The sequence below is a fragment of the Pseudemcibacter sp. genome (assembly GCF_965661635.1).
Lineage (GTDB): Bacteria > Pseudomonadota > Alphaproteobacteria > Sphingomonadales > Emcibacteraceae > Pseudemcibacter.
Genome location: NZ_CBFIEP010000122.1, coordinates 1 through 22,857, shown reverse-complemented (window position 1 = coordinate 22,857; position 22,857 = coordinate 1). Strand labels below are relative to the sequence as shown.

The 22,857-nt window shown below is 39.6% G+C and carries 22 protein-coding genes; 12 read left to right on the top strand and 10 right to left on the bottom strand.

All coding sequences use genetic code 11. The features are described from left to right. The 6 genes from ACTF6W_RS08105 to ACTF6W_RS08080 form a co-directional block, all read right to left on the bottom strand. Positions 1 to 1,101 (bottom strand): FAD-binding domain-containing protein (locus ACTF6W_RS08105; RefSeq protein ID WP_438994036.1); only part of this gene is annotated, 1,101 nt, incomplete at its 3' end. 65 nt (positions 1,102 to 1,166) lie between these two features. Beyond that, positions 1,167 to 1,370 carry a hypothetical protein gene (locus tag ACTF6W_RS08100; protein ID WP_438994035.1) on the bottom strand — a complete coding sequence of 68 codons (204 nt, stop codon included), beginning with the start codon at positions 1,368 to 1,370 and terminating at the stop codon, positions 1,167 to 1,169. Then, positions 1,367 to 2,353 carry an NAD(P)/FAD-dependent oxidoreductase gene (locus ACTF6W_RS08095; RefSeq protein WP_438994034.1) on the bottom strand — a complete coding sequence of 329 codons (987 nt, stop codon included), beginning with the start codon at positions 2,351 to 2,353 and terminating at the stop codon, positions 1,367 to 1,369. The genes ACTF6W_RS08100 and ACTF6W_RS08095 overlap by 4 nt, the downstream gene beginning before the upstream one ends. Then, positions 2,350 to 2,784, bottom strand: a complete 435-nt coding sequence (locus tag ACTF6W_RS08090; RefSeq protein ID WP_438994033.1) for a DUF3429 domain-containing protein — start codon at positions 2,782 to 2,784, stop codon at positions 2,350 to 2,352. Before ACTF6W_RS08090 ends, ACTF6W_RS08095 begins: the two co-directional genes overlap by 4 nt. Positions 2,785 to 3,272: 488 nt before the next feature. Next, entirely contained in the window at positions 3,273 to 3,581 is a 309-nt protein-coding gene (locus ACTF6W_RS08085) for a hypothetical protein (protein WP_438994032.1), read from the bottom strand. Positions 3,582 to 3,601: 20 nt separating this feature from the next. Then, positions 3,602 to 6,898, bottom strand: coding sequence for an autotransporter domain-containing protein (locus ACTF6W_RS08080; RefSeq protein ID WP_438994031.1), 3,297 nt, complete (start codon positions 6,896 to 6,898; stop codon positions 3,602 to 3,604). A 255-nt stretch (positions 6,899 to 7,153) separates the two neighbouring features. Here ACTF6W_RS08080 and ACTF6W_RS08075 point away from each other — a divergent pair, with 255 nt between their 5' ends. Further along, positions 7,154 to 7,879, top strand: a complete 726-nt coding sequence (locus ACTF6W_RS08075) for an ABC transporter permease (protein ID WP_438994030.1) — start codon at positions 7,154 to 7,156, stop codon at positions 7,877 to 7,879. On the opposite strand, the gene ACTF6W_RS08070 is transcribed toward ACTF6W_RS08075, so the two are convergent. Together ACTF6W_RS08070 and ACTF6W_RS08065 are read right to left on the bottom strand one after the other, a co-directional pair. Beyond that, positions 7,880 to 8,590 carry a 3-keto-disaccharide hydrolase gene (locus tag ACTF6W_RS08070; protein ID WP_438994029.1) on the bottom strand — a complete coding sequence of 237 codons (711 nt, stop codon included), beginning with the start codon at positions 8,588 to 8,590 and terminating at the stop codon, positions 7,880 to 7,882. Between the two features lie 40 nt (positions 8,591 to 8,630). Continuing rightward, complete coding sequence (locus tag ACTF6W_RS08065) at positions 8,631 to 9,923, bottom strand: aminotransferase class V-fold PLP-dependent enzyme (protein WP_438994028.1); 1,293 nt, start codon at positions 9,921 to 9,923, stop codon at positions 8,631 to 8,633. Between the two features lie 126 nt (positions 9,924 to 10,049). Between ACTF6W_RS08065 and ACTF6W_RS08060 the strand changes: the two genes are divergently transcribed. Genes ACTF6W_RS08060 through ACTF6W_RS08050 form a run of 3 tightly spaced genes read left to right on the top strand, consistent with a single transcriptional unit; the run spans position 10,050 to position 12,687 of the window. Further along, the gene (locus ACTF6W_RS08060; RefSeq protein ID WP_438994027.1) at positions 10,050 to 11,252 is read left to right on the top strand and encodes a P1 family peptidase; all 1,203 of its coding nucleotides are present in this window, start codon (positions 10,050 to 10,052) and stop codon (positions 11,250 to 11,252) included. Next, the gene (locus ACTF6W_RS08055; protein WP_438994026.1) at positions 11,253 to 12,218 is read left to right on the top strand and encodes a pyridoxal-phosphate dependent enzyme; all 966 of its coding nucleotides are present in this window, start codon (positions 11,253 to 11,255) and stop codon (positions 12,216 to 12,218) included. 16 nt (positions 12,219 to 12,234) lie between these two features. Next, positions 12,235 to 12,687, top strand: a complete 453-nt coding sequence (locus tag ACTF6W_RS08050) for an SRPBCC family protein (protein WP_438994025.1) — start codon at positions 12,235 to 12,237, stop codon at positions 12,685 to 12,687. 12 nt (positions 12,688 to 12,699) lie between these two features. On the opposite strand, the gene ACTF6W_RS08045 is transcribed toward ACTF6W_RS08050, so the two are convergent. Next, complete coding sequence (locus ACTF6W_RS08045; protein WP_438994024.1) at positions 12,700 to 12,966, bottom strand: hypothetical protein; 267 nt, start codon at positions 12,964 to 12,966, stop codon at positions 12,700 to 12,702. A gap of 295 nt (positions 12,967 to 13,261) precedes the next feature. Here ACTF6W_RS08045 and ACTF6W_RS08040 point away from each other — a divergent pair, with 295 nt between their 5' ends. The 8 genes from ACTF6W_RS08040 to ACTF6W_RS08005 all read left to right on the top strand — a co-directional run bounded on the left by ACTF6W_RS08040 (position 13,262) and on the right by ACTF6W_RS08005 (position 22,614). After that, positions 13,262 to 14,185 carry a PAS-domain containing protein gene (locus ACTF6W_RS08040; RefSeq protein WP_438994023.1) on the top strand — a complete coding sequence of 308 codons (924 nt, stop codon included), beginning with the start codon at positions 13,262 to 13,264 and terminating at the stop codon, positions 14,183 to 14,185. A 12-nt stretch (positions 14,186 to 14,197) separates the two neighbouring features. Next, positions 14,198 to 15,445 (top strand): putative bifunctional diguanylate cyclase/phosphodiesterase, encoded by a 1,248-nt coding sequence (locus ACTF6W_RS08035; protein WP_438994038.1) that lies wholly within the window; start codon positions 14,198 to 14,200, stop codon positions 15,443 to 15,445. A gap of 100 nt (positions 15,446 to 15,545) precedes the next feature. Then, the gene (locus tag ACTF6W_RS08030; RefSeq protein ID WP_438994022.1) at positions 15,546 to 16,490 is read left to right on the top strand and encodes a tetratricopeptide repeat protein; all 945 of its coding nucleotides are present in this window, start codon (positions 15,546 to 15,548) and stop codon (positions 16,488 to 16,490) included. Positions 16,491 to 16,737: 247 nt separating this feature from the next. Next, complete coding sequence (locus ACTF6W_RS08025) at positions 16,738 to 17,655, top strand: isoaspartyl peptidase/L-asparaginase (RefSeq protein ID WP_438994037.1); 918 nt, start codon at positions 16,738 to 16,740, stop codon at positions 17,653 to 17,655. Between the two features lie 94 nt (positions 17,656 to 17,749). Next, positions 17,750 to 18,487: a copper homeostasis protein CutC gene (locus ACTF6W_RS08020; RefSeq protein ID WP_438994021.1), complete on the top strand. Its 738-nt coding sequence runs from the start codon at positions 17,750 to 17,752 to the stop codon at positions 18,485 to 18,487. A 2-nt stretch (positions 18,488 to 18,489) separates the two neighbouring features. Beyond that, positions 18,490 to 20,271: a hypothetical protein gene (locus tag ACTF6W_RS08015; RefSeq protein ID WP_438994020.1), complete on the top strand. Its 1,782-nt coding sequence runs from the start codon at positions 18,490 to 18,492 to the stop codon at positions 20,269 to 20,271. A 4-nt stretch (positions 20,272 to 20,275) separates the two neighbouring features. Next, positions 20,276 to 21,820, top strand: coding sequence for a rhodanese-like domain-containing protein (locus ACTF6W_RS08010; protein ID WP_438994019.1), 1,545 nt, complete (start codon positions 20,276 to 20,278; stop codon positions 21,818 to 21,820). A 2-nt stretch (positions 21,821 to 21,822) separates the two neighbouring features. Further along, complete coding sequence (locus ACTF6W_RS08005) at positions 21,823 to 22,614, top strand: pyridoxal-phosphate dependent enzyme (protein ID WP_438994018.1); 792 nt, start codon at positions 21,823 to 21,825, stop codon at positions 22,612 to 22,614. A gap of 58 nt (positions 22,615 to 22,672) precedes the next feature. On the opposite strand, the gene ACTF6W_RS08000 is transcribed toward ACTF6W_RS08005, so the two are convergent. Further along, positions 22,673 to 22,857: IS3 family transposase (locus tag ACTF6W_RS08000; protein ID WP_438994017.1), on the bottom strand; the 185-nt coding region annotated here is incomplete at its 5' end.

Here is a 22,857-nt window from a genome sequence, read left to right as displayed (position 1 = left end):
GGTAAATAAGTTTGCCAAATGCAGTGCTGGTTTTCTCCAATGTAGCCAGAGATGGTAGCTCGCAAAGCTCATCACCAATGCCCGCATACGAAAATTTAACCAGCCTGTCGCTGTTAAAGCCCGCATACAGGCATCCACCATAGGGTAGCCTGTCATACCAGATTTCCATGCTTGAAAATAATCTTCATTGAAATCATCTTCACGTAATCCATCAAAAGCTGGATGCATATTTTCAAACTCAATACGAGGCTCATCTTCTAACTTTTGTATAAAATGACAATGCCAACGCAAGCGTCCAGAGAAAGATTGCATACTACTTGGCCATTTTCCTTTTTTACATCGAGGCATTCGCTTTATTTCTTGATTGCGCCTCTCATAGGCTTGGAACACTTCACGAATTGATAACGTACCAAACGCTAGGTGAGCAGAAAGCCTTGAACAGCTCTCAAAGGCCGTTACAGGCGAAGACATTTTTTTGCTGTATCCTTCGCCGCGCTCATATAGAAAACTTTGCAATAATTTAATTGCCTCACTGCGACCACCTTTTTGCAAATAACTTGAACCGTGATTTCTCAGGCTCAAGTCAGAATAGTTTGGGAAGGTATCAGTTGAAATATCTAAAGGTACAAGTTTTAAGAGTTTATCGGCAAAAGGTTTCTTCATCTGATGATACCAACCTTTAGACCAGCCATCGCGATCTTTTAGCCTGCGCACAACACCATTTTGGATTGGCTCATGCCATGGAATATTTTTTGCCTTACACCATCTTTTGGTAAATCTGTCACGTTCATAGGTCCAACCATTCCATGTCTCTCGATGAGACCATAAGCCGTCAATAGAATAGCATTTATTTAGTTCTTCCAACACCTCCACCACATTACCGACTTTTATAATTAATTTTTGACCAATTTTTTCTAGTTCCTGACTAAGTTCATATAGACAATCTTGTAAAAAAATATAATGCCGATGGCTCAGGTCAGGCTGCTGCCACAGCTCTGGCTCAAGAATATAGAGCGGTAAAATAGTTCCACGTTTAGCAGCTTCTGCCAAAGCTTCATTATCCTCTATGCGTAAATCCCTTTTGAACCAAACAATATGCATTTACGACAAGACCTTCTTAACATTCCAAACAAAAAATTTCCCTGATTGCTCTGGGCTGAAATTTTCTAAAACTTCCAATGGCTTTTTTCTGCAAATTCAGGGGTTTCAGCGAGGGGGCCCTCGCAGCTATAGTTAATACTATGCTGACCGTTTCTAGAAAATACAAAAAATATGGCGTTTGGATACTTTCCTGATGAACGCTTTGTAAATGCGCTGCCAGAAGAATTCGACGCACCAAGCATAGCTATATTTTTTGAATTAATACTCATAAAGCGCTCTCTTTCATTTGTTTTGTTAGGTTATAAGCTGACGTAAAAGCCCCCTCGACACGCCCACCAAAACACCAGTCACCACAGGCCGCTAATCTGAGGTTTTGATCAAAAAATGTGGGGCTTTTTTGTTTTTTATCGGCATTGTTGGCATATCGCCAACCATGAATATTTTTATAATTTGCTTGGTTTACATCCTGTCCAATAATATGGCTAGTCTCGTTGATTAAATGCTGCATGACTTGGTCACGCTCATCATCAATGCATGCCTCGGCATAATCCTCAGATGAATGAACCATTAACGTAAAAAGACCTTGCCGCTGTGGTTTATGGCTATTGACTGCAATCCAACTCAAATCTGCATCAGTAACATGAGCTGCCTCAAAATCGAGAGGAAGACTCTGCTCGAAACCAAGCATCAGTGAAAAACATGCACGCATTTTGATGACTGAGATGTGGCTATGATATGCAAAGGATACTGGAAGTAATTCTAACGCTTGTGGTGATGGTAGAGCACATATCACCCAATCAAAGCCATGATACTGCTTGCCTTGGCCATCTGTTAATTGCCATGTGTCTTGATGATTTAATGAAGCTATCCTTGTGTTGATATGAATATTTAGCCCCTCTGCTAAAAATTTGGCTACATGGTTCATCCCCGGAACACCAACATACCTTGGCTCTTCAGCACACCAGTTTCTTCTTTGAATGATTTGATTGCTTTTAAACCTCACGTAGCGCGGTTTCCACCGTTCGATAATACCCTTATCAAGAAAAGGCTGAATGAAATCCTGAAACGGCTTTGTTCTAGCCGTAAAATATTGTGCACCATGATCAAAAAAATATGGTTCATCTCGCCGCGTAGATGATCGACCACTGACACCACGTGCCTTCTCAAAAAGGGTAATATCAGCGTAATCTTTTAATAAATGAGCAACTGAAAGGCCCGATAGCCCAGCCCCAATAATAGCAATTTTTGTCATGATGAAATTCCTGAAATAATGAACGAAGTAATGACAATACATGTCACGAAAATGCGTGTTTGAAAATAGTGAAGAGTAATAATATCCATCTGAAAAAGTCGATAATCAATAATGATTAGCATAATAAATACTGCGGCAAGTATACCCAATAATATTTTAAAGCTAAGTAATAGAAAGCCAAACCAGAGCAAAACGGCAATAGTATTGCTTAGAATGGCTAAAGACCGGCTCCAAATGCAATCATTAACGTTTAAGTGCTGCGCCCAATGTGCTCCAGCAATAAATGAAGCAATTATCAAGCCATATACACTTAAAACTTTTTCCGTATCTCCTAGAATTGGAATGATATTTACACCACTTATTAAACATGTTGCGCAAAAGATGAATGGCAGTGTTCCTGCATAACTAAGATACGGGTATAATTTTATCATTTTATAAGTACCCTAATCCATTTCTCATATCTATTGAGTAAACTTTAACTGAAAAGTATCCTGACGTAACGCAAATTATATTGAGTGAGCAACTGACCTTATTTTTACTGAAAACATTCCCAAGCTATGGTTAAATAATAGTATCAAAATCTTTGTGGTTCTAGTTAAGAACAAATAACTCGGATCTATTAATGGCGGTTGCCCGCAACATGCTTACTTGGAGATAAAGGACGTTACCATCAGATGTCAGACTATGTTCTTTTATTGCTCTGATAATGCAATCTGTTAGTTTATTTATCTGCCTTACCATGATGTACCCACAAATTAACCCACAAAATACTTCTGGATATAGGTATATAGGTATAGACACTAGTAAGCAACCTAATAGAGTAGCGCTTTGATATTAGGGGTTTATGGTATTTATAATAGGCATCTATGGACATGGGTTCAGCGGACTTCCTCTCCGCCATTAAAAAAGGGCTTCCAGATTATGGAAGCCCTTTTTTAATTTGTATATATTCGAAGGTGTCTTTTTCTATAACTTTCAGAAAAGTCAGATAATCTTTTTGCTCACTATTTGAAAGAAAATTGTAGACTACGGCAAGGTGTTCATCCTCTTCATTGATAACACTTTGAATTTGTTCAATAACGCCTAAAGTATAGTGGTATAATTCTTGCGCTTTATCGTAACTAACGCATTCACTTTTTAATTTTTTAAGTAATGAAAAATCATCATAAATATTAAAATCAATAGGGGACAACTCGTTGAAATGATGATCTATCTTTTCATCTATCATAAGTGTTGCTTCTAAATACTTTAAAATCTTATGCGGAAATTCATTGTAGCGATATGTGCCATATATTGTTCGCGCCAGTCGGCATCATAAACGATGCTAAATTGCGTAATATTCGTTCCAAAATAAATACCTCCACCTGCTTGATAAGAATTTTGTGGAATTTGACTACCGGTTAAGGTGAATTGATTATCATATCCTGCAAATTGTGCCGTTATTGACTGTGGATCATTTCTAAACTCTTTAGAATAACCACCATGAAGACCAAACCTAAGTTGTCCAATTACGTCGTCACCACTTGTAAAGTTAGTGGTATAGGCAAATTCCATTTCAACAGTACCTATCATAGAATCGGTTCTGATTTCTGAAACAGATAAGTCAATACCGCCACCGCCGCCAGATTCAGTATATGGGTCTTGTTTAATATTGGTGTAATTGATGATAGCTGAGGGGGTTAAACTAAACTTACTACCCAAATCAAGTTGATAGCCAACTTTAAGGTTAGATGAATATTGTAAGCCATCCCATTCACCTACAGATGTACGCGATAAATCGCTAAAAATAACGTTTCTGTCGCTTTCAAAGTCAAGTAAACCAACATTAGCCTGAGCTTCAACGAATAAATTAGATAGCCAAAATGACCCGTAAACTCCTGCTTGCGTATTTTCAAGTCCAACTCGGCTTGAACCTGCATTATCCAATTTAATATCCGCGAAGTTCTTCGCGATGCTAATACCCAATGCACCCTGATCAGTTACAGCGATTTCATAACCGGCAGCTAAACCAAATGTCAGGCCATAAGCTGGTTTTTCATCAATTGAATTGTCGAAATCATATCTACTACCATACTGTTGCACCCAGAATCCATGCCCTGATTCTAATGGACTATCTGGAACTCGTTTTAAGAGACGCAGATTATCGAGCCGCCCAGAAACTGCACCAACTGATAAACTATTATTAGTTATTAAAATTTGTCTGCTTGCTTGCGATAAGTTATTAGGCATCATTTGATTATAAATAGAAGTGAACTCTTCTTCTGTTACAATGCTACTAATTTGGGAAGCTATTTCTTCATTATCAAATAACGCTGGAATTGAAGCTTCATAAATTGCTGAAAGGTTTTGATTAAGGCCTAATTCTAGGGCACTTTTTCTTCTTAATTCAACAGTTACGGAAGTATCATCTATTTCTGAAGAAATATCATAAATAAATAATTGATCATTTGCGTTAAATATATTTGCGTCACTATCAATAGTCAGGCTATTGGATTTTATTATTTCAAATGTATTTTCTTCGCCAACGAGAGACGCGATCTCAATAGACAGGTTACTTTCTGGGCCAAAAACAACGTCACCAGTAGCATTTACGCCCCCAGTAAAGTTACCATCCCCTTCAATTTCTACTATTAAGGTACTCTGATCGTTAATTGCTAGGTTCTCAGTATTTAATCTGTTTGCAGACGTAACACGAAGTTCAGATTGATCATTTAGTGTGATATTTAAATTGCCATTAGGTGAAATAATGCCACCTTCTATAACCGAATTACCATTCATATTGATTGTACTAGACCCTGTGCCAAGGATTAATGCGCCATCAATCCCACGAACCAAGCGAGGCTGATATAATTCTTCCAGTATGCCTTCATCAATAAATGCTTGTGTTGCTTCATTTAATTCTGTTTCTGACAAGCCAACGATATCAATTGTATTGATACCATCACCCAGTAAAACATCGCCTACTATTTGTCCTTCGTTATTAAAGTCAATAGTAGTATTATTATTGGAAAGGTCTAAAGCAATTGTTTGACCATTGCTATCGGCATCCTTAAATGTTCTTAGAATTCCAGTATTCGTAAATTCACTAACAGAGCCTGAATTATCGATTATTCCGTAAGCGGAAGTACTTGCGCCAGCTGCTGTAACACTTATTGTGCCATCATTTTCTATGCGATTAACAACACTGCTTGAACCTATTCTAATGCCGTAAGCATCACCACCTGAGCCGCTTCTAATGCCATCATTGTCAAATGTAGTATTTGCAGTGGAAGCAATAATTCCGTTATTTATTATTTCCGGAATTGTAGTATCAACACCAATATCTATTGCAATTGAATTCGCATCTAACGCTTCACTTTCAATAGTACCCCAAAGTCCATTATATAGACCAAAATCGAAACTTGTTGAATATGTGGTAGAATTATTTGTCGCCCCTGAAATTAATATGGCTGTTGTTTCTTGTCCACTATTTATCCCTCTGGCTCTAATAGTACCTTGATTGACAAAAGAATAATCACCATAAAAGGAGTTTGAATTTCCAAGGGTGATGTCTGTCCATGGAGTGTCATCAATTTTTTCAGGGGTTATCATCACAGCATAACCTCCACCCAAGGCACTGATATTACTAGTGTTTGTAGATAGGCCGGCAGTGGATTCGTTTTCTGCAACATTAATTTCATTACCATTAATATCAAAATAGACAATACTATTTTCAAAACCACCGGTAATGTTCGAACTAATTCTTAGTGAAGCTATTCCTGAGATCGCATCCGTAGTAATATTTGTAGAAAAATTGGTAAAAGAGTCTGTTCCAGTTTGAATAGCGCTCCTATTTTTGTAAGAACCGGTAACATCACCACCAATATAAATACCATGATTATTTACATTCCTAGCAGTAATGTTGGAATTTGACGCTATATTTCCATTTACATTTCCAAATATCTCAACTGCGTTACTGTTATCACCAGTAACTAAGATGTCGTTTAAAGTTAAATTGCCATCTAAGTCAGATTTTAAAGATACGCCTGCCGAGTTGCTGCCAAACAATCTTATGTCACCGTTAGCATCAAAAAATAAATCACCTTGGAGGGTTCCATCCCCTTCAACAAGTAATCCAAAATTATTGGTTCCGAGATTATCATTGTCCCCAACGGCACTAATAGTAATATTATCCGAAACAGTTAGATCAGAAACTCGTGTCCCGGCATCTGGAACCAAGATATTAATGCCAATTGCATCACTCTGTGCATTATTATTAATACTACCGTTAATAGTAACATCATTATTGCTATCAATTGTTATACCTGTTCCGCTTTCAAGGTTGATACTGCCGTCTGTATCAATAATGATATCAGCAGCACTGCCACCATTAGCTGAACCTGTGCTTATTCCGGTATTTCTTTCATCGGAGATTGTCACTTCTTGTGCATAGGCAGAAAGACACGTAAATGACCCTAGTTGTACAGCAATGAAAAATGATTTGCTTAATTTTGATACATTTAATTTATTATTATGCTTATAAGCGCTATTATAGCTAATACTCATTTCTTAACCTTTAAATTCTTCAGTGGAAAATCCTAAACAGCATAATTCCAAATTTATGATGAACATGTAATTAACAGTAGCTATAATATGTTTTTACTCAAAATACCCGTTTTTTTTTAATATAAATTTGCCTATTTGAAAATTATTAAAAAATTCTGATTGTAGAATTTAGGTAATAGTGATTTTTTCAATTTTAGAGATGCAATTATGATAAGGCTGTTATAAAGTCTAGCCAACAAACTCAAAAGGGAAAAAATGGATACGATACAGGTAATATCACTGGCTAATCTTGCATTGGCATTTATTCCTGTTGTCATTGTGCTCATCATTTTGCAGCAATGGAAAGGCGATAGTAAAGAGGCCCTTTTCGGCATATCTCGGATGCTCGTTCAACTCCTTGTCGTTGGTTATTTTTTAACGTTTCTATTTAATGCAGAAAACGTTTGGATTATACTTACCGTGCTATCAGTAATGCTTTTGGTTTCTAGTTGGATTTCACTTAGAACTTTAAAAATCCATCGTAAGGCTCTGTATCCATTATCATTTATCTCAATTTTTATTGGCGGCGGATCGGTACTCTTTATGATCACTCAAGGGGTGCTGGGATTAGAGCCATGGTATGAGCCGCGCTATTTAGTCCCGCTTGCCGGAATGATTTTTTCCAGCTCAATGAATAGTATCAGCCTAGCAGCCGAAAGAGTTGAGGCCGAAATGAGCAGAGGAGAGCCATACAAAAAAGCACGCAGTATTGCTCTACGTGCTTCGCTAATTCCGATCGTGAATGCTTTATTTGGTGTTGGTCTCGTTTCATTACCAGGAATGATGACGGGGCAAATTTTATCCGGCGTCTCTCCATTAATTGCTGTGCGATATCAAATCATGGTGATGTGTATGCTTTTTTCCGCGTCTGGTATTTCGGCGGCCATATTCTTAGCGCTTATAAAAGAACGTCTAAAAATAAAACCGCCCGCAGCCGACTGATTAATTTAATTTTTTTACTTTAATATTTTTATACCAAACCGGATCACCATGATCTTGTAATGCAAAATGGCCAATTTTTGATTTACCAAATCTCGGCCAAGTGGCAAATTTGCTGTCTTTAATAAGTGAAGCCCAATTATCATCCCACATGGTTGTTTTAATAACCATTTCACCGTTTTGCCAATGTTCAAGGTTGTTGCCTTTTACTTTGATTAAAACTTTGTTCCATTCGCCGACAGGCTTCACATTTTCAACTCGGCTTTTTACCAGATCATAAAGATCCCCAGCACGATGTTGTTTTATTTTGCCGTCCGCATGTCGATCATTGTCCAATACCTGCATTTCAGGGGCCGTTTCATAAGGAAATTTATAATCATCGCTTTCAACGGCATGATAAAAAATCCCACTATTTGATGCGGCGGCCACTTTCCATTCCAATGAAAACTCAAATTCGCTATATTTTTCACGGCTGATAATATCACCGCCCGTACCGTAATTATTTGGATTAAAGAAAATTGCCCCGTCTTCCACTTCCCATTTGGTTGGGGAAGTTTCCATTTTATAGCCGCGCCAGTTTTTGTCGATATCTTGACCGTCAAAAAGAAGTTCCCAACCATCAGCTTTTTCAGCAGCGCTTAATTCGTTGTCAGCGGCATGTGCAGAAAAAGTGATTGATGAAGCCAATAAGAGGCTCAATAATTTATATTTCATTTGGTTTATTTCCTAATTGTTATTTTTTAAAATTTATCACTTAAATGGAGAGCGAAATATATTTCGCTGTGCGTTCCATTTGATCCATAGAATTATAAATATGCGGACACAACCTTACGCGAAGCACATCACCGTTTCCGCCAATCGCACCCGAGATGCGATAATTTTCATAAATGGTTTTGGCAGCTTTTTTTGCGTCGGTATTTGAAATAAGGGCCACCACGATACCGCTATTAAAGCCGTCTGCTTGTTCAGTTAAGAAATCAATGTCACGCACTTGTTCTGATAAATGATTACGCAAAGTTCCTGCGAGCGCATTGATGCGTTCTTCTATACGTGTTTGCCCGATCATATTGTGGAATTCAACCGCACGCCCCAATGCCCAAAGGCGGCCATCGTCACGTTGGCCAAGACTTTCATATTTTTGAGCGCCATTCACTTTTGAGCGTTCCCAGCCCACAGTGACAATATTGGGCCATAGTTCGGCTTGTGCTTCTTTTTTTACATAAATAAAACTCGCTTCACGAGGGCCTAGGATCCATTTCTGTCCGCTTGAGGTGTAAAAATCACATCCCATATCATGTAAATCAATATCCATATAACCAAACGTTTGTGCACCATCCACGAGCGATTTTGCCCCGTTTGCATGGGCAAGTTGGGTCAATTCTTTCCCCGGAAGGGTGGTTCCCGTTTGATTTGAGATATGACTAAAGGCAAGAACTTTCGTTTTTGAATTAATGGCTTCCTTAAAGGGGCGGATTAAATCTTCGATTGCATTTAACTTAGGGTCGGTTGATACGGTCACAACTTTAAATCCAAGTCGTTCAGCACGTTGATACCAGGCAATGTTATTACAAGGATGATTTTGATCCCAGATAAGCACTTCATCGTCCGGGCCAAGGTCAAGGCCATTGATGACAGTATTATTGGCTTCAGATGTGTTTCTGACAAATCCAATTTCATCCGCATCCGCACCAAGGAAGCCCGCAATAAAATCGCGTGATCGTTGCATCAACCCGCCGTATTTACCGCGATTTTGAAATGAACAATTCATTTCCATGTCGCGAGTATGTTCAATCACCGTTTCATGAACCACTTTTGGTGTTGGCGTCATATTGGCAGCATTTAACATGATCAAATCTTTTTCAATGATAAACTCATCGCGCAATTTATCCCAAAATATCTCTGTGCCTGTCATACCATTTTGTGCCGTGGCCATGGCGCGAACATCTCCTGCCGCCAGCGCCATTGTATTGCTGCCGGACATATAAAGTGCGCTCATGCCCGCGCTTGCACCGACTGCTTTTAAAAAGTTGCGTCTTGATTGGCTCATTATCTTTCTCCCTTATTTTTTCAAAAATATACTAACCCTTTGCGGCAAAATTAAGCAAACATTTATTCAGGTTGATTTCATTCTTTGAATGTGCGAGCTTTTTTGTCTATCAAATAAGGATTGATCATGAATAAAAAGGCACTTTTAACGCTTAGCATATTAATCAGTAATTCTTTATTATTAAGTTCAGTTTCGATGGCAGAAAATGATAAACCAAGGTCACGGGATATTGGCATTATTGTCGGCACAATAGCGCCGGGTGAACATAATGCAATTACCGATGTAGCCGGGGTTCGGGTTGGTCATCATACAGTTAATGCCGGTGATGATGTCAGGACCGGTATTACTGCGATTATTCCATCGGATCATAATATGTATACCCATCCTATTCCCGCGTGGATCCATACGGGCAATGGTTATGGGAAATTGGTTGGTGAAACACAGGTGCGTGAATTTGGTGAAATTGAAACGCCAATTATCCTTGGGTGCACGCTGTGTGTTTGGACGGCGGCGGAAGCATTAAAGGACTGGATGCTAGATAAACCGGGTGAGGGACAGCATACAGTCAACCCTGTGGTTGGCGAAACCAATGATAGTCGCGTGAATAATATGTGGTCAGATGATAGCGCAAAGTCGGAATATACGTTTGCGGCATTAAAGGCCGCAAAGTCGGGACCGGTTGAAGAAGGTAGCGTTGGCGCAGGTCGTGGTACTCAGGCCTTTGGATGGAAAGGTGGCATTGGTACAAGTTCACGTGTATTGCCGAAAAGCCTTGGTGGATATACGGTTGGTGTTTTGGTGCAAACGAACTTCGGTGGCGATTTAAATGTAAATGGGGCTCCAGTTGGTCGCGAACTTGGGCAATATTCTTATCAAACGCAATTAGAAGAAGCGAGACAAGGTGTTGTTCCCATGGACGGTGGTTCAATGATGATGGTAGTTGCTACCGATGCGCCGATTTTATCTCGAAATCTTGACCGTTTGGCGAAGCGGGGCATGATGGGGCTCGCGCGGACAGGGTCCGTTGCTCATAATAGTTCGGGTGATTATGTGATCGCCTTTTCCACCAGTCCGGACGTGCGTCGTGACCGTGGCGCGCGGGAGCCCGTTCCTGCCAAAACATTAAGCAATACGGCGATGTCGCCATTATTCCAAGCTGTGGTCGAAGCAATACAGGAAAGCGTTTATAATGCGATGTTAAAGGCGGAAACGGTAAAGAGTAGTCGCGGAACGTTAGAGGCAATCGATGTTGATAAGGTCAAGGAAATCGTTGAAAAATATAATGTGACTAATTTCGATGAAAAATTATCACCAGGGAAAGTAAATTAAATGAGTAAGAAATTAGGTACAGATCAATTTATTGAAATTGCTAAGGCATCAGCAAGAATTAAGCATGTAGTCGCGCCAACACCGCTTAGATTAAGTAAAACATTAAGTGATAGTGACACGCGTGTTTTTTTTAAAATGGAAAATTTAAACCCAACCGGTTCATTTAAATTACGTGGTGCGGCTAATAAAATTCTTTCCATGACGGACGCTGAGCGAAAAAAGGGCGTAGTAACAGCATCTACGGGTAATCATGGAGCAGGTGTTGGCTACATGTGCCAGAAAACGGGCACAAAAGGAACCGTGTTTGGTCCTGATGATATGTCACAAGCTAAATACGACGGTATGGTTTCATATGGCGTAGACGTAGTGAAAAATGAAGGGGATCCCATTAACGGTGAAAAAAATGCACGCAAATTTGCGGCTGAAAATGATATTCCTTTTATTTCTCCTTATAATGATCCACAAATTGTTGGAGGTCAGGGAACGATTGGTTTTGAACTTTTTTCAGAAGTTCAGGATTTGGACGCAGTATTTATTTCATTAGGCGGTGGAGGCCTAATGTCTGGGATCGCGATCGCTATGGCAAATTTATCACCAAAGACAAAAATAATTGCCGTATCCCCCTCTAATTCAAATGTCATGATGCAAAGTGTGGCTGCTGGTGAAGTGCTTGATCTGCCGTCAGACCCAACCTTATCAGATGGTCCCGCGGGTGGTGTTGAAATGGGGACGATTACATTTGAATATTGCCGTGATTATGTTGATGAATATTTAGAGGTAAGCGAAGAAGAGTTGATTGAAGGTTTAAGGATTTTTATTGATGATACCAATACGATTGGTGAAGGGGCCGTTGGGGTCGCTGTTGCAGGATATTTAAAGCAACAGGAAAAATGGGCCAGCAAAAAAGTCGCAATCATTGCTTGCGGCGGTAATATTTCCCGAAGTGTTTTGAAAGAGATACTTTAACTAATAGGAGGTAATAATGGTTGAAAGAAGAAATATCATTAACGTTTTTAAGGTGACTGTATCTCGTGAATTTAATTTTCCCTTGGAAATTGTCTTTGATGAATGGTTAGATACAAAAAATCTTGGAAAGTGGTTGTTTAGCACGCCTGAGGGTGTTGATAAAGTATCAGATGTTGATCCTCGTGTCGGAGGAGATTTCAGAATAGGAGAAAGACGCGGCGAAGAAATGGCAATGCATGTGGGTACATTTCATGAAATTGATCGTCCAAAACGTATCGTTTTTAGTTATTATATGGAAACGGCCAATGATGATGCACTCTCAAACGTAATTATCGATTTTGAAAAGACGGAAAATGGATGCAGAGTTTTGATCACACATGAAATGGATGATGTTTGGTCAGAATATGAAGAATTAACCATTCAAGGTTGGAATATGATTTTTGACGGGCTTGAAAAAGTTCTGAACTAAAAGAAAAATTACCTAATGAGGTTTCTGGCTTTCATTTTGAGAAACCGTTGCTTTTTCAAGAGCTTCAGCGGCATCGCCGTATATACGGCCTTCTAATGATAGTTCTAAAAACCGTATATAATCTTTTTGATCAGTAATATTTTGCCGTGCCATTTCAACTACTTCCAATTGAGAATTGGCCATTAAGTTATATTTTTTAATGAGAATAAGCATCTCATCACTAATTTTATTAAGTTCATTACGTATGTTGGTAATTGTAAGTTGATTTGCCTTAAGCATAATTTTATCCGTATAAAATTGTAATTATATATTAATTAATTATCGTTAATTCTATATTATTAATGATATTATTCAGACCTTTCCTTCTGGAGCAAGTAAAATAGTCGATATAAATAATATAAAAGAAGCATCGAGTGATCGCGATCAACTCCGCCAAACCTTACCTGACCAATTAAGAATATTATTTTCTCATATTATTCCTAATACACTCGGTAGTGTTGTGATAATAGTCGTTTACTTTTGGTCTTTTAGCGATAATTTTACCTCATCGCTGCAGTATTATTGGGCCACCGGAATGATGTTTTTACTAGCCGTCAGGCTTGTGATTTATCGCGCGTCTTTTAAATCCGATTTTTACGTAAAATCCAATAAATGGCTCTTAATTTATACAGGTATTACGTTTTTATTAGGTGTTATGTGGGGGTTAGTGACGCTCATACCCGTTGACTATCTGCAAGGGGAACTTCTTACTTTAACACTAGTGACGTTGTTACTTGCTTTATGCTGTATCTCAGCCATAAGCAGCAGTGCACATACCTATGTTATTTGGGCTTTTTTAATACCTATAGCGATATTTAGTACGGTCTATTTAATTAATGCGAATTCAGAAGAATATGGAACGATAATGGGGATAGGGGCATTAACCTTTTGTGTCGTCGCAGGCCTTATTGGACAAAGTCTTCACCGAATGATTTTAAGCGCTCTATTTTTACAAAACCGCAATTCATTATTAATGGATGAGGTTGTGCAAATCGCCAAGCAAAACCAAAAATCATATGAAGGATTTCAACTGTTGCTTGATAATTTAGGAGCGGGTGCGGCAATGTTCGATCGAAATCGAAAAATGATTTCATGGAATAAGTCATTTGAAAATATATTTAATTTACCTACTGGATTAATAAAACGTGGCATGACCTTGAAAGAGGTTATTCGCAAAATTATCAAACAATCTTGGCAAGGTAATGTTGATGTTAATCATGCAGCTGACGCGCATATTAAAGAAATTTTGCAAGAGAAGAATGAAGATGACCTTGTGAAATTAGTAATGGCGGATGGTCGTAATTTATATAGTAAAGTAATGAAGATAAGTGATGATCAGCTTGTATTAAATTATACTGATGTAACATCACTTGAGCAGGCCAGAACAGATGATATCATTCATGTATTGCAGCATGACAGTTTAACCGGTCTGCCTAATCAAGTATTGCATAAAAAATAAGTCAGAAAGCGCATTGTCGATTTTAGAAGAGAAGCGGCTAAAAATGAGAAGCTTAAAGACGAACAATTTATGGCGCTTGTTTATTTTGGTTTAAATTCGTTAAATGAAATTTATGAATTTTTAGGTTTGAGTGCTGGTGATCAAGTTGTGACAGAAATCGCAAATCGCTGTAAAGAATTTTTTCAAGATGATGTGCATTTATCCCATGTTGCCTATGATGAATTTCATATTATCACCAGCAATGAAAATAATTTAAATGAAGTTCTAGAACTTGTTGAAGAATTAAATAAAATATTAGCTGCACCTATTAAAATAGGTGAAAACTCAATAGAGATGACTATTTCTGTAGGGATAAGTATTTATCCGGACCATGCCGATAAAACAGATCACATAAATCGAAATGCAAAGATAGCTTATAATAAAGCCATGCTTACTAATGCATATAGTGTCGTAGTCTATGACCACGGAATGCATTCAGAGATTATGGAAAGAACGAATATGTTATTTGATATTCGTGATAGCATTAGCAAAAGCCAATTTTTACTTCATTATCAACCACAGATTAACATTGATAATCGCCAGATTAATGGTGTCGAAGCTTTACTGCGCTCGCAACATCCTGATAAAGGATGGATATCGCCAGATGATTTTATACCGCTTGCTGAACATACAAAACAAATAATCCCTCTTACAGAACAGTTTTTACCTGAAGCTTGTTATCAAGCAAAAAAATGGCAGGATCAAGGATTGGAGCCCTTTAAAATGGCGGTGAATATTTCACCATTTCATTTTCACGAAAAAGATTTCCCCAAGTTCGTTCGTAACTGTCTTGAAGCCGTAAAATTAGATCCAGAATATTTGGATTTAGAAATTACGGAGGGCGTCATCATGAACCAAACCGAAGAAATCATAAGAATTTTGCATGAATTATCTGAAATGGGTGTTCAGCTTTCGATCGATGATTTTGGTACAGGTTATTCATCACTTTCTTATCTTAGAAGGTTGCCAGTTGATAAGTTAAAAATTGATCAGAGTTTCATCAGAGATATGGATCAAGACAAAAGCGCACATTCTTTGGTGGAAGCGATCATTAGATTAGGGCATAGCTTTAATTTAAATGTTATTGCTGAAGGGGTTGAAACAGAGGATCAGCTTAAAAAACTTGCCACAATGCGGTGTGATCAAGCTCAAGGGTTTTATATTAAAAGAGCAGATACTGCAGATGAAATTACCAAATGGATCAAGAGCAATAACGCATAATTTTGCCTTTTTTTGTTTTATTGACAAGAATGTGGGTTTTGTCCATATATATGGTCATACAAAACGGATATAAAATCCCAACAAAATATAGGCTTATTCAATGTATAAAAAAATCTTTAAAATCTCCGCGGCTTTATCCTTACTTACAGTAGGAAATGTGTTCGCTCAAAGTAATCTTTATTCAGATGTTCCAGAAGGTGCTGAAGCCGTTTCATTAATTGATGGCAGAGCATTAACTATGCCTGATGCGACGAATGAAACAGTTCTGAAAAACCTTGCCGATGCCCGTTATAGATACATGGATTATCCGATGAATTCAGATAACGCTGTGTGGTATGGTCGCCGCCTTGCATATGCGGGTGATTTCCGTGAGGCGATTAAGATTTTTTCTGAAGGTATGTTAGATAACCCGAATGATCCGCAATTTTTGCGTCATCGTGGTCATCGCTATGTCACAATTCGTGAGTTTGATCGTGCGATCGCGGACCTTGAAAAAGCGGGAGAAATGATTAAAGGTAAGTCTAATAAAGTCGAACAAGATGGGGCACCAAACGAGTTTGGAATTCCTGTGAGTACTCTGCACGGAAATATTTATTATCATCTTGGGCTTGCTTATTATCTTAAGCATGATTGGGAGAACGCAAAACGTGTTTATGATCTTGATCTTGATGTTGCGACAAATGACGATAATCGTGTATCAATCACGCATTGGCGCTACATGATCCGTCGTCGCGCTGGTGAGACACATGATGCAGCAAAACATGTGCTTGATGTGATTAATAAAGACATGAAAATTCTTGAAAATCATACTTATCATAAACTCACTCTTTTCTATAAAGGTGAACTCACCGAATCTGAGATATCAGAAGGCATTGACTTAGAGGATAGTGCAGATGCGGCGACCGCTTATGGCCTTGCTAATTGGCACTATTATAATGGTGATGAAGCCAAAGCGAAAGAAATGCTTCAAAGTATGATGAAGGCTAAAGCGTGGGGCTCTTTCGGTTATATTGCTGCTGAAGCGGATTTAGCGGCGATGATGTAAAAGCTATAGATGCTTGAAATCAAAAATTTAACATTTTAAAATTTCTGCCGCAGGTAATTTAAATTCTTATCTGTGGCAGTTTTTTATTGATGCGCGTGATTAATTCGACCAAGATACAAATATAAACATAAGTAACTGAGGGACTAAAATGGACAGAAGAAATTTTATAAAGACAACTGCCGCCGCGGCAGCACTTTCAATGTCAGCCAACAAGTCATTTGCGCAATCAAATAGTAGAGAAGATGAAATGATCCTGCTCACCAATGTTACAGGAGAGCCGGGAATTGAAACAACAGCAGGGCATCTTACAGATGGGATGTATGGCCTAGATGCTATGATTGAGGGTATTAATAAAGTCGAAGCCGATCCAACAATTCGCAGTGTTGGTTATGGCGGCTGGCCAAATATATTAGGCGTAATGGAATTTGATGGCGGCGTTATGGACGGTAATACCCGTGAGGTTGGTGCGGTTGGTGCACTAAAACGCACTTATCATGCGGCGCAAGTTGCTCGCGCGGTGATGCAAAAATTAAATCATGTTATGGTGACCGGTGATGGCGCCGATCGCCTTGCCGCAGAAATAGGCCTTCCTAAAGTGAAAACACTGCTTGAAAATTCTGGTGAAGTTTGGGAACAAAAATTACGCGATGTATTAAGCGAAGAAGAATTTAAAAAATTCCCTAATATTCCGCTTGCACCACTTAATAGTGTTATTACCGATCCAGAAAAAGTAAGAGATACGACCGTATTCATGTGTAAAGATGCAAATCAGGGTATCCACGCTGCAACAAGTACATCTGGTTGGGGTTGGAAATATCCCGGACGCCTTGGTGATAGCCCGATTGCAGGCGCCGGATTTTATGCTGATAGCCTATATGGTGCGGCAGCTTGTACCCATACGGGTGAAATGGCAATCCGCTGTAGCACGTCACGCAGTATCGTGATGGCCATGCAAATGGGCAAGTCACTTGATGATGCCGTGAAATTCGCGGTCGAGGAAGTCGATAGTTTAAAGGGCGGATTTATCGCCGGATTAGTGATCCACGCAATCGACAATAAAGGCAATCATAAGGTTGTATCTTATAATTTGGATGAACCTGGCTTATATTGGCTATGGAAACCATCCATGAGTGCTCCAGAACAACGTCCTAGTGAGTTGGTTTGAATTAATTAGCACCTCCTAAAAAGTGTGCATTTAGATAACTAAAATTTTTGGGGGATGTTGCTGTTTCCCCGCATAAGCGAAGTAGAATTATAAAATGAGCAAAATTACATTTGAAGTATGTGTCGATAACATTGAAGGCGCGATGAATGCGGTGAATAATGGTGCCGACAGATTGGAATTATGTGATGCGTTAGGGATCGGCGGCACAACACCAAGTGCCGGATTAATGCAACGTGCTGCAAAGTTAGGAAAACCCATTTATGCAATGATCCGTCCACGCGGCGGTGATTTTATTTTCAATTTTGAAGATATGGATGTGATGCTCCATGATATTGATACCTGCCGGAAATATGGTATGGCTGGTATTGTCATAGGTATAACCCATGAAAATGGTGCACTCGATACACAAAAATTAAAACGACTGATTGATCATGCAGAAGGCATGGGTGTAACGCTGCACCGTGCCTTTGATGTGACACCGGATACAAGCGAAGCATTGGAAATTGCCATTGAATTGGGAATCGAACGTATTTTGACGTCCGGGCAAAAAGAGACGGCAATTGAAGGCGCGTTTAATATTAAATCGGTTATTGAAAAAGCAGCGGGGCGAATTTCAATCATGCCGTGCTCTAAAATCAACCCACCGAATTTGGAAAATCTTTTTAAAATATTTAAAACAGGGGAAGTGCATTCATCATGCCGCACAATGGTCGGCAGCCCCTATACAGAAAATGCGCCATCAATGGCGCCGGGTGATGATTTCTCCCGTCATATTACTGATCCCGTCAAAGTGCGCGCTATTCGGGATTATCTTGCATCATTAGGGGATTGAAAATGAGAACATTATTTATATTATTTACATTAGTTATGAGTGCATCAGCATTCGCACAGCAATCACATTTATTACCTGAAGTGCCACATGGGTCACAGGCAATTTCATTATTTGATCAGCCTTTAAGTATGCCTGCGCCAAACGAAAAGGTATTGGCGAATTTAGTAGAGGCAAAAGCAAAGTATGAAGCGGACCCAATGGATGCTAATAATATCATTTGGTATGGCCGCCGTGTTGCTTATACGGGTGATTTCCGTAGAGCCATATTGATATTCTCTGAAGGAATTAGGAAACATCCAAATGACGCGCGTATGTATCGCCACCGTGGTCATCGTTATATCACGATCCGTGAATTCGACCGCGCTATCGAGGATTATGAAATCGCCGCAACATTAATTGAAGGCACTGAAGATAAAATTGAACCGGACGGCGCACCCAACCCAGCAGGAATTCCCGTCACCAGTACACATAGTAATATTTATTACCATCTTGGGCTCGCGTATTATTTAAAACATGATTTTGAAAATTCATTACGCGTTTATAAAATGGGACGTGATTTAAATCTCAATGATGATAACACGTCGTCCACGACCCATTGGATTTATATGAATCTAAAACGCTTAGGTCGTGATCAAGAGGCCGAAGAAGCCTTGCGTCATGTCACCGCCGATATGAATATTATCGAAGTTCATAATTATCATAAGCTCGTGATGTTTTATAAGGGTGAGGTGCCAGAAGCAGAAGTTTTAAGTGCCGACCCTAATATCCCGGCAGGTGCAAGCATAACATACGGTGTTGCCAATTGGTTCCTTTATAACGGTCAGCAGGAAAAAGCTTATAACTTGATGGAGCGTTTCTTAAAAACATCATCATGGGGTTCATTTGGATATATTGCGGCGGAAGTTGATCTTAAATCCCGTGAAGCATTATTTAGTAGAAATGTACCAGCCGAAGCTCAGGCAATGTCATTTTTAGGAGAACCACTTTATCCGGCCAAACCATCAGAAAGACTTCTGAATAATTTAGCAGAAGCCAAAGCAAAATATGATCAAAACCCCGATGATGTTATGAATATCATTTGGTATGGCCGCCGAGTGGCTTATACGGGCGACTATCGCCGCGCCATTGAAATATATTCAGATGGCATTAAAAAATTCCCAAATGAAGCACGTCTTTATCGTCATCGTGGTCATCGTTATATTTCAGTTAGAGAAATTGACCGTGCTGTCGCTGACTATGAAATGGCAGCGGAGCTTATTAAAGGTACAGAAGATAAAATAGAGCCGGACGGTGCACCAAATCCACAAGGGATTTATTTAACAAGCACCCACAGTAATATTTATTATCATTTGGGTCTTTCTTATTTCCTAAGGCAGGAATGGCAGAAATCATATGATGCTTTTAAAATGGGACAAGACATTGATTTAAATGATGATAATATCGTTTCGGCGGGCCATTGGATGTATATGAATCTTCGCCGCCTCGGTAAAGAGGAAGAGGCTAAAGCCTCCCTTCATAACATCAAAGAAGACATGGAAATAATTGAAAATATGTCTTATCACAACCTGACGCTGATGTATAAAGGCATCATTCCAGCGGTGCAATTAACCGATGTTGATCCCAATGATCCAAGCGGTGCGGCGATTGCATTTGGTGTCGAAAATTGGTTCCTTTATAACGGTGATGAAGAACGCGCCTATGATCTAATGGAACGTTTTATGGATACGAGCGCCTGGAGCGCTTTTGGATTTATTGCAGCAGAAAAAGAATTAAGTTTAAGGTAGTCACATGAATTATAAAACGGCACATGAAGTAAAAAAAATACTCTCAAGCAAAGATGAGTGGGCCTTTCTGGATATCCGTGAAACGGCGGAATATGGCGGTGGTCATCCGTTTTTTGTCTCTCATGTGCCTTACAGTATTCTTGAAGCGCGTATTGGGCTTTATGTTCCTGGCAAGCATACAAAAGTTATTTTAATGGACGGCGGAAACGGCGTTTCAGAAAAGGCCGCTAAGCACCTTGAAGATTTGGGCTATGAAGATGTGGTCGTTTTAAAATGGGGCGTTAGCGCATGGAAAGACGTGGGTTATGCGCTCTATGAAGGGATCAGCGCACCATCAAAATCATTCGGTGAAGTGGTGGAACATGAACTTGGTACAATATCCATTACTGCACCGGAATTAAAAGCACGTATGGATAAGGGTGATGATAATTTCATTATTCTAGACGGACGAACACCCGAAGAGTTTAACCGTATGACGATCCCATCATCCACCTCGTGCCCTAACGCGGAACTGTCACTCAGATATCAAGCAATGCTCGCGCGCCCTGATCAGGATATCATCGTCAATTGCGCCGGACGCACCAGAAGCTTAATTGGTGCCGAAACATTAAGAAGACTTGGAATTCCAAATAAGGTTTATGCCCTTGAAAATGGAACCATGGGTTGGAAACTCGCGGGACTTGAACTGGAATATGGTGCTAAGCGATCATACCCCAATGATATTGATGATAATATTGTCAAGGATGCTGGGGAAAAAGCAAATCAAATGATCGCCGAATATGATATTCCGGTCATTAGTATGGCAGATTTAAATAAGTGGAAAAACGAAACAAATAAAACCACATTCCAATATGACATTAGATCTCGTGAAGAATATGAAGCGGGCCATATTAACGGTTTTCGCCATACTCCAGGCGGGCAATTAATTCAAGCAACCGACCAATGGTTTGCAACCAGAAACGGTCGCATCGTTTTATATGATAACTTCAAAATCCGTGCGGTCATGACGGCAATCTGGCTTAAGGGAATGGGACATGATGCTTATCTTCTTGATCCTGAAACGGTTCAGGAATTAGTCCATGTTGGTGAATTTGATATTGATGTATCAGGGTTAGAATTTATCAACGCAGAAGGGCTTAAAAATACGGACGCAATGATTTTAGATGCCCGCTCAAGCGAAGATTACCGCGAAGGCCATATTGATGGTGCCATCTGGACCATAAGACCACAACTTTCAAAAATTGATATTAAAGGGAAACCAGTCGTCATTGCGTCCGATTTATTCACCGCGCAATTCATCGTTAAGGATTTAGGTGGCAATGCCATCATTTCATTAACAGAGCCCGACGAATGGAAAGCGGCGGGTCTTAAGATGGTTTCCACGCCTGACAGCCCGCCCGATAGCGAGCGCATAGATTTCATGTTCCACACACACGGCCGCCATAGCGGCAATATGGAACACGCGAGAGAATATCTACGCTGGGAAACAGGTCTTATGGATCAAATGGATGATCAGGAACGAGGAACTTTGAAGCCTTTGAGGGTTTGACTTTGATTAAAGAAAAACTTTCAAAATGGCCAAATGCTGAGTTGGCGTTGTTGCCGACACCAATGCATCCTTTAAAGAATTTTGGTCAATTGCTGTACGGGCAAGAGCTTTGGATTAAGAGGGATGATTTAACCGGCTTGGAAGGGGGCGGTAATAAAACCCGCAAGCTTGATTATTTAGTGGGGGATGCCTTGGCCAAGGGATATGATATGCTTGTGACCGTTGGAGCGATCCAATCAAACCACACTCGCCAAACGGCGGCAGCAGCAGCAAAAAATAATATGAAATGTGCGCTGCTTCATTACGGATGGACGAAAGACGCTGGTCCGAATTACAGAAAAGTGGGCAATATATTTTTAAGCAGCATGATGGGGGCGGATTTATATATTGATGAAACCGTCCGACCCATCGAAGATCAGGGCCCCTTAGAAGATTTTGTTGAATACCTTAAAAAACAGGGACATAAACCTTATTTGATAGATGGGGGCGCGTCTGATCATAAGCTTGGTACGTTAGGGTACCTTGATTGTGCCCAAGAAATTGTTGAACAATCAAAAGAACGTGACATTCATTTTGATTATGTATTGCAATGCACCGGTAGTAGCAGCACACAAGCAGGTCTGGTTGCCGGATTTGCAGCCATGGGCGAAAAGACGCGTGTGATCGGTGTTGCGGATGATGAAGAAACGATGATCAAACGAGGACGCGTTTTAAAGCTAGCCAATGACGTGCTTGAATTGACTGGTGTGCCCGGCAAAGTAACACCGGATGATGTCGTGTCCGTCATCAAATGATTTGAGAATCCATTGGCCTATTTCATAAGGAGGCTTTGATCTCCTATTGGTGTTAATATTAAGCTACGATCTTGCGATGTTGCAAGCGTCTTTGTTTAATTATTTTGTTTTTAATTCTTCTCCTTTTTTCCAGAATTGATTGATCTCTGCCAAAGTAAACATCGGCAGGCGTTAGGTTGTTGATGCTTTCGTGGTAGCGTTCGTGATTATAATACTCAATGAACTGAGTTATTTCATGTTCAA

Coding starts and splice junctions, on each gene's coding strand:
- ACTF6W_RS08085 (WP_438994032.1), bottom strand. CDS start 3,581: ATGATAGATGAAAAGATAGATCATCATTTCAACGAGTTGTCCCCTATT.
- ACTF6W_RS08060 (WP_438994027.1), top strand. CDS start 10,050: ATGAATAAAAAGGCACTTTTAACGCTTAGCATATTAATCAGTAATTCT.
- ACTF6W_RS08020 (WP_438994021.1), top strand. CDS start 17,750: ATGAGCAAAATTACATTTGAAGTATGTGTCGATAACATTGAAGGCGCG.
- ACTF6W_RS08095 (WP_438994034.1), bottom strand. CDS start 2,353: ATGACAAAAATTGCTATTATTGGGGCTGGGCTATCGGGCCTTTCAGTT.
- ACTF6W_RS08025 (WP_438994037.1), top strand. CDS start 16,738: ATGATCCTGCTCACCAATGTTACAGGAGAGCCGGGAATTGAAACAACA.
- ACTF6W_RS08090 (WP_438994033.1), bottom strand. CDS start 2,784: ATGATAAAATTATACCCGTATCTTAGTTATGCAGGAACACTGCCATTC.
- ACTF6W_RS08010 (WP_438994019.1), top strand. CDS start 20,276: ATGAATTATAAAACGGCACATGAAGTAAAAAAAATACTCTCAAGCAAA.
- ACTF6W_RS08070 (WP_438994029.1), bottom strand. CDS start 8,590: ATGAAATATAAATTATTGAGCCTCTTATTGGCTTCATCAATCACTTTT.
- ACTF6W_RS08050 (WP_438994025.1), top strand. CDS start 12,235: ATGGTTGAAAGAAGAAATATCATTAACGTTTTTAAGGTGACTGTATCT.
- ACTF6W_RS08040 (WP_438994023.1), top strand. CDS start 13,262: ATGATGTTTTTACTAGCCGTCAGGCTTGTGATTTATCGCGCGTCTTTT.
- ACTF6W_RS08045 (WP_438994024.1), bottom strand. CDS start 12,966: ATGCTTAAGGCAAATCAACTTACAATTACCAACATACGTAATGAACTT.
- ACTF6W_RS08015 (WP_438994020.1), top strand. CDS start 18,490: ATGAGAACATTATTTATATTATTTACATTAGTTATGAGTGCATCAGCA.
- ACTF6W_RS08080 (WP_438994031.1), bottom strand. CDS start 6,898: ATGAGTATTAGCTATAATAGCGCTTATAAGCATAATAATAAATTAAAT.
- ACTF6W_RS08100 (WP_438994035.1), bottom strand. CDS start 1,370: ATGAGTATTAATTCAAAAAATATAGCTATGCTTGGTGCGTCGAATTCT.
- ACTF6W_RS08065 (WP_438994028.1), bottom strand. CDS start 9,923: ATGAGCCAATCAAGACGCAACTTTTTAAAAGCAGTCGGTGCAAGCGCG.
- ACTF6W_RS08030 (WP_438994022.1), top strand. CDS start 15,546: ATGTATAAAAAAATCTTTAAAATCTCCGCGGCTTTATCCTTACTTACA.
- ACTF6W_RS08055 (WP_438994026.1), top strand. CDS start 11,253: ATGAGTAAGAAATTAGGTACAGATCAATTTATTGAAATTGCTAAGGCA.
- ACTF6W_RS08075 (WP_438994030.1), top strand. CDS start 7,154: ATGGATACGATACAGGTAATATCACTGGCTAATCTTGCATTGGCATTT.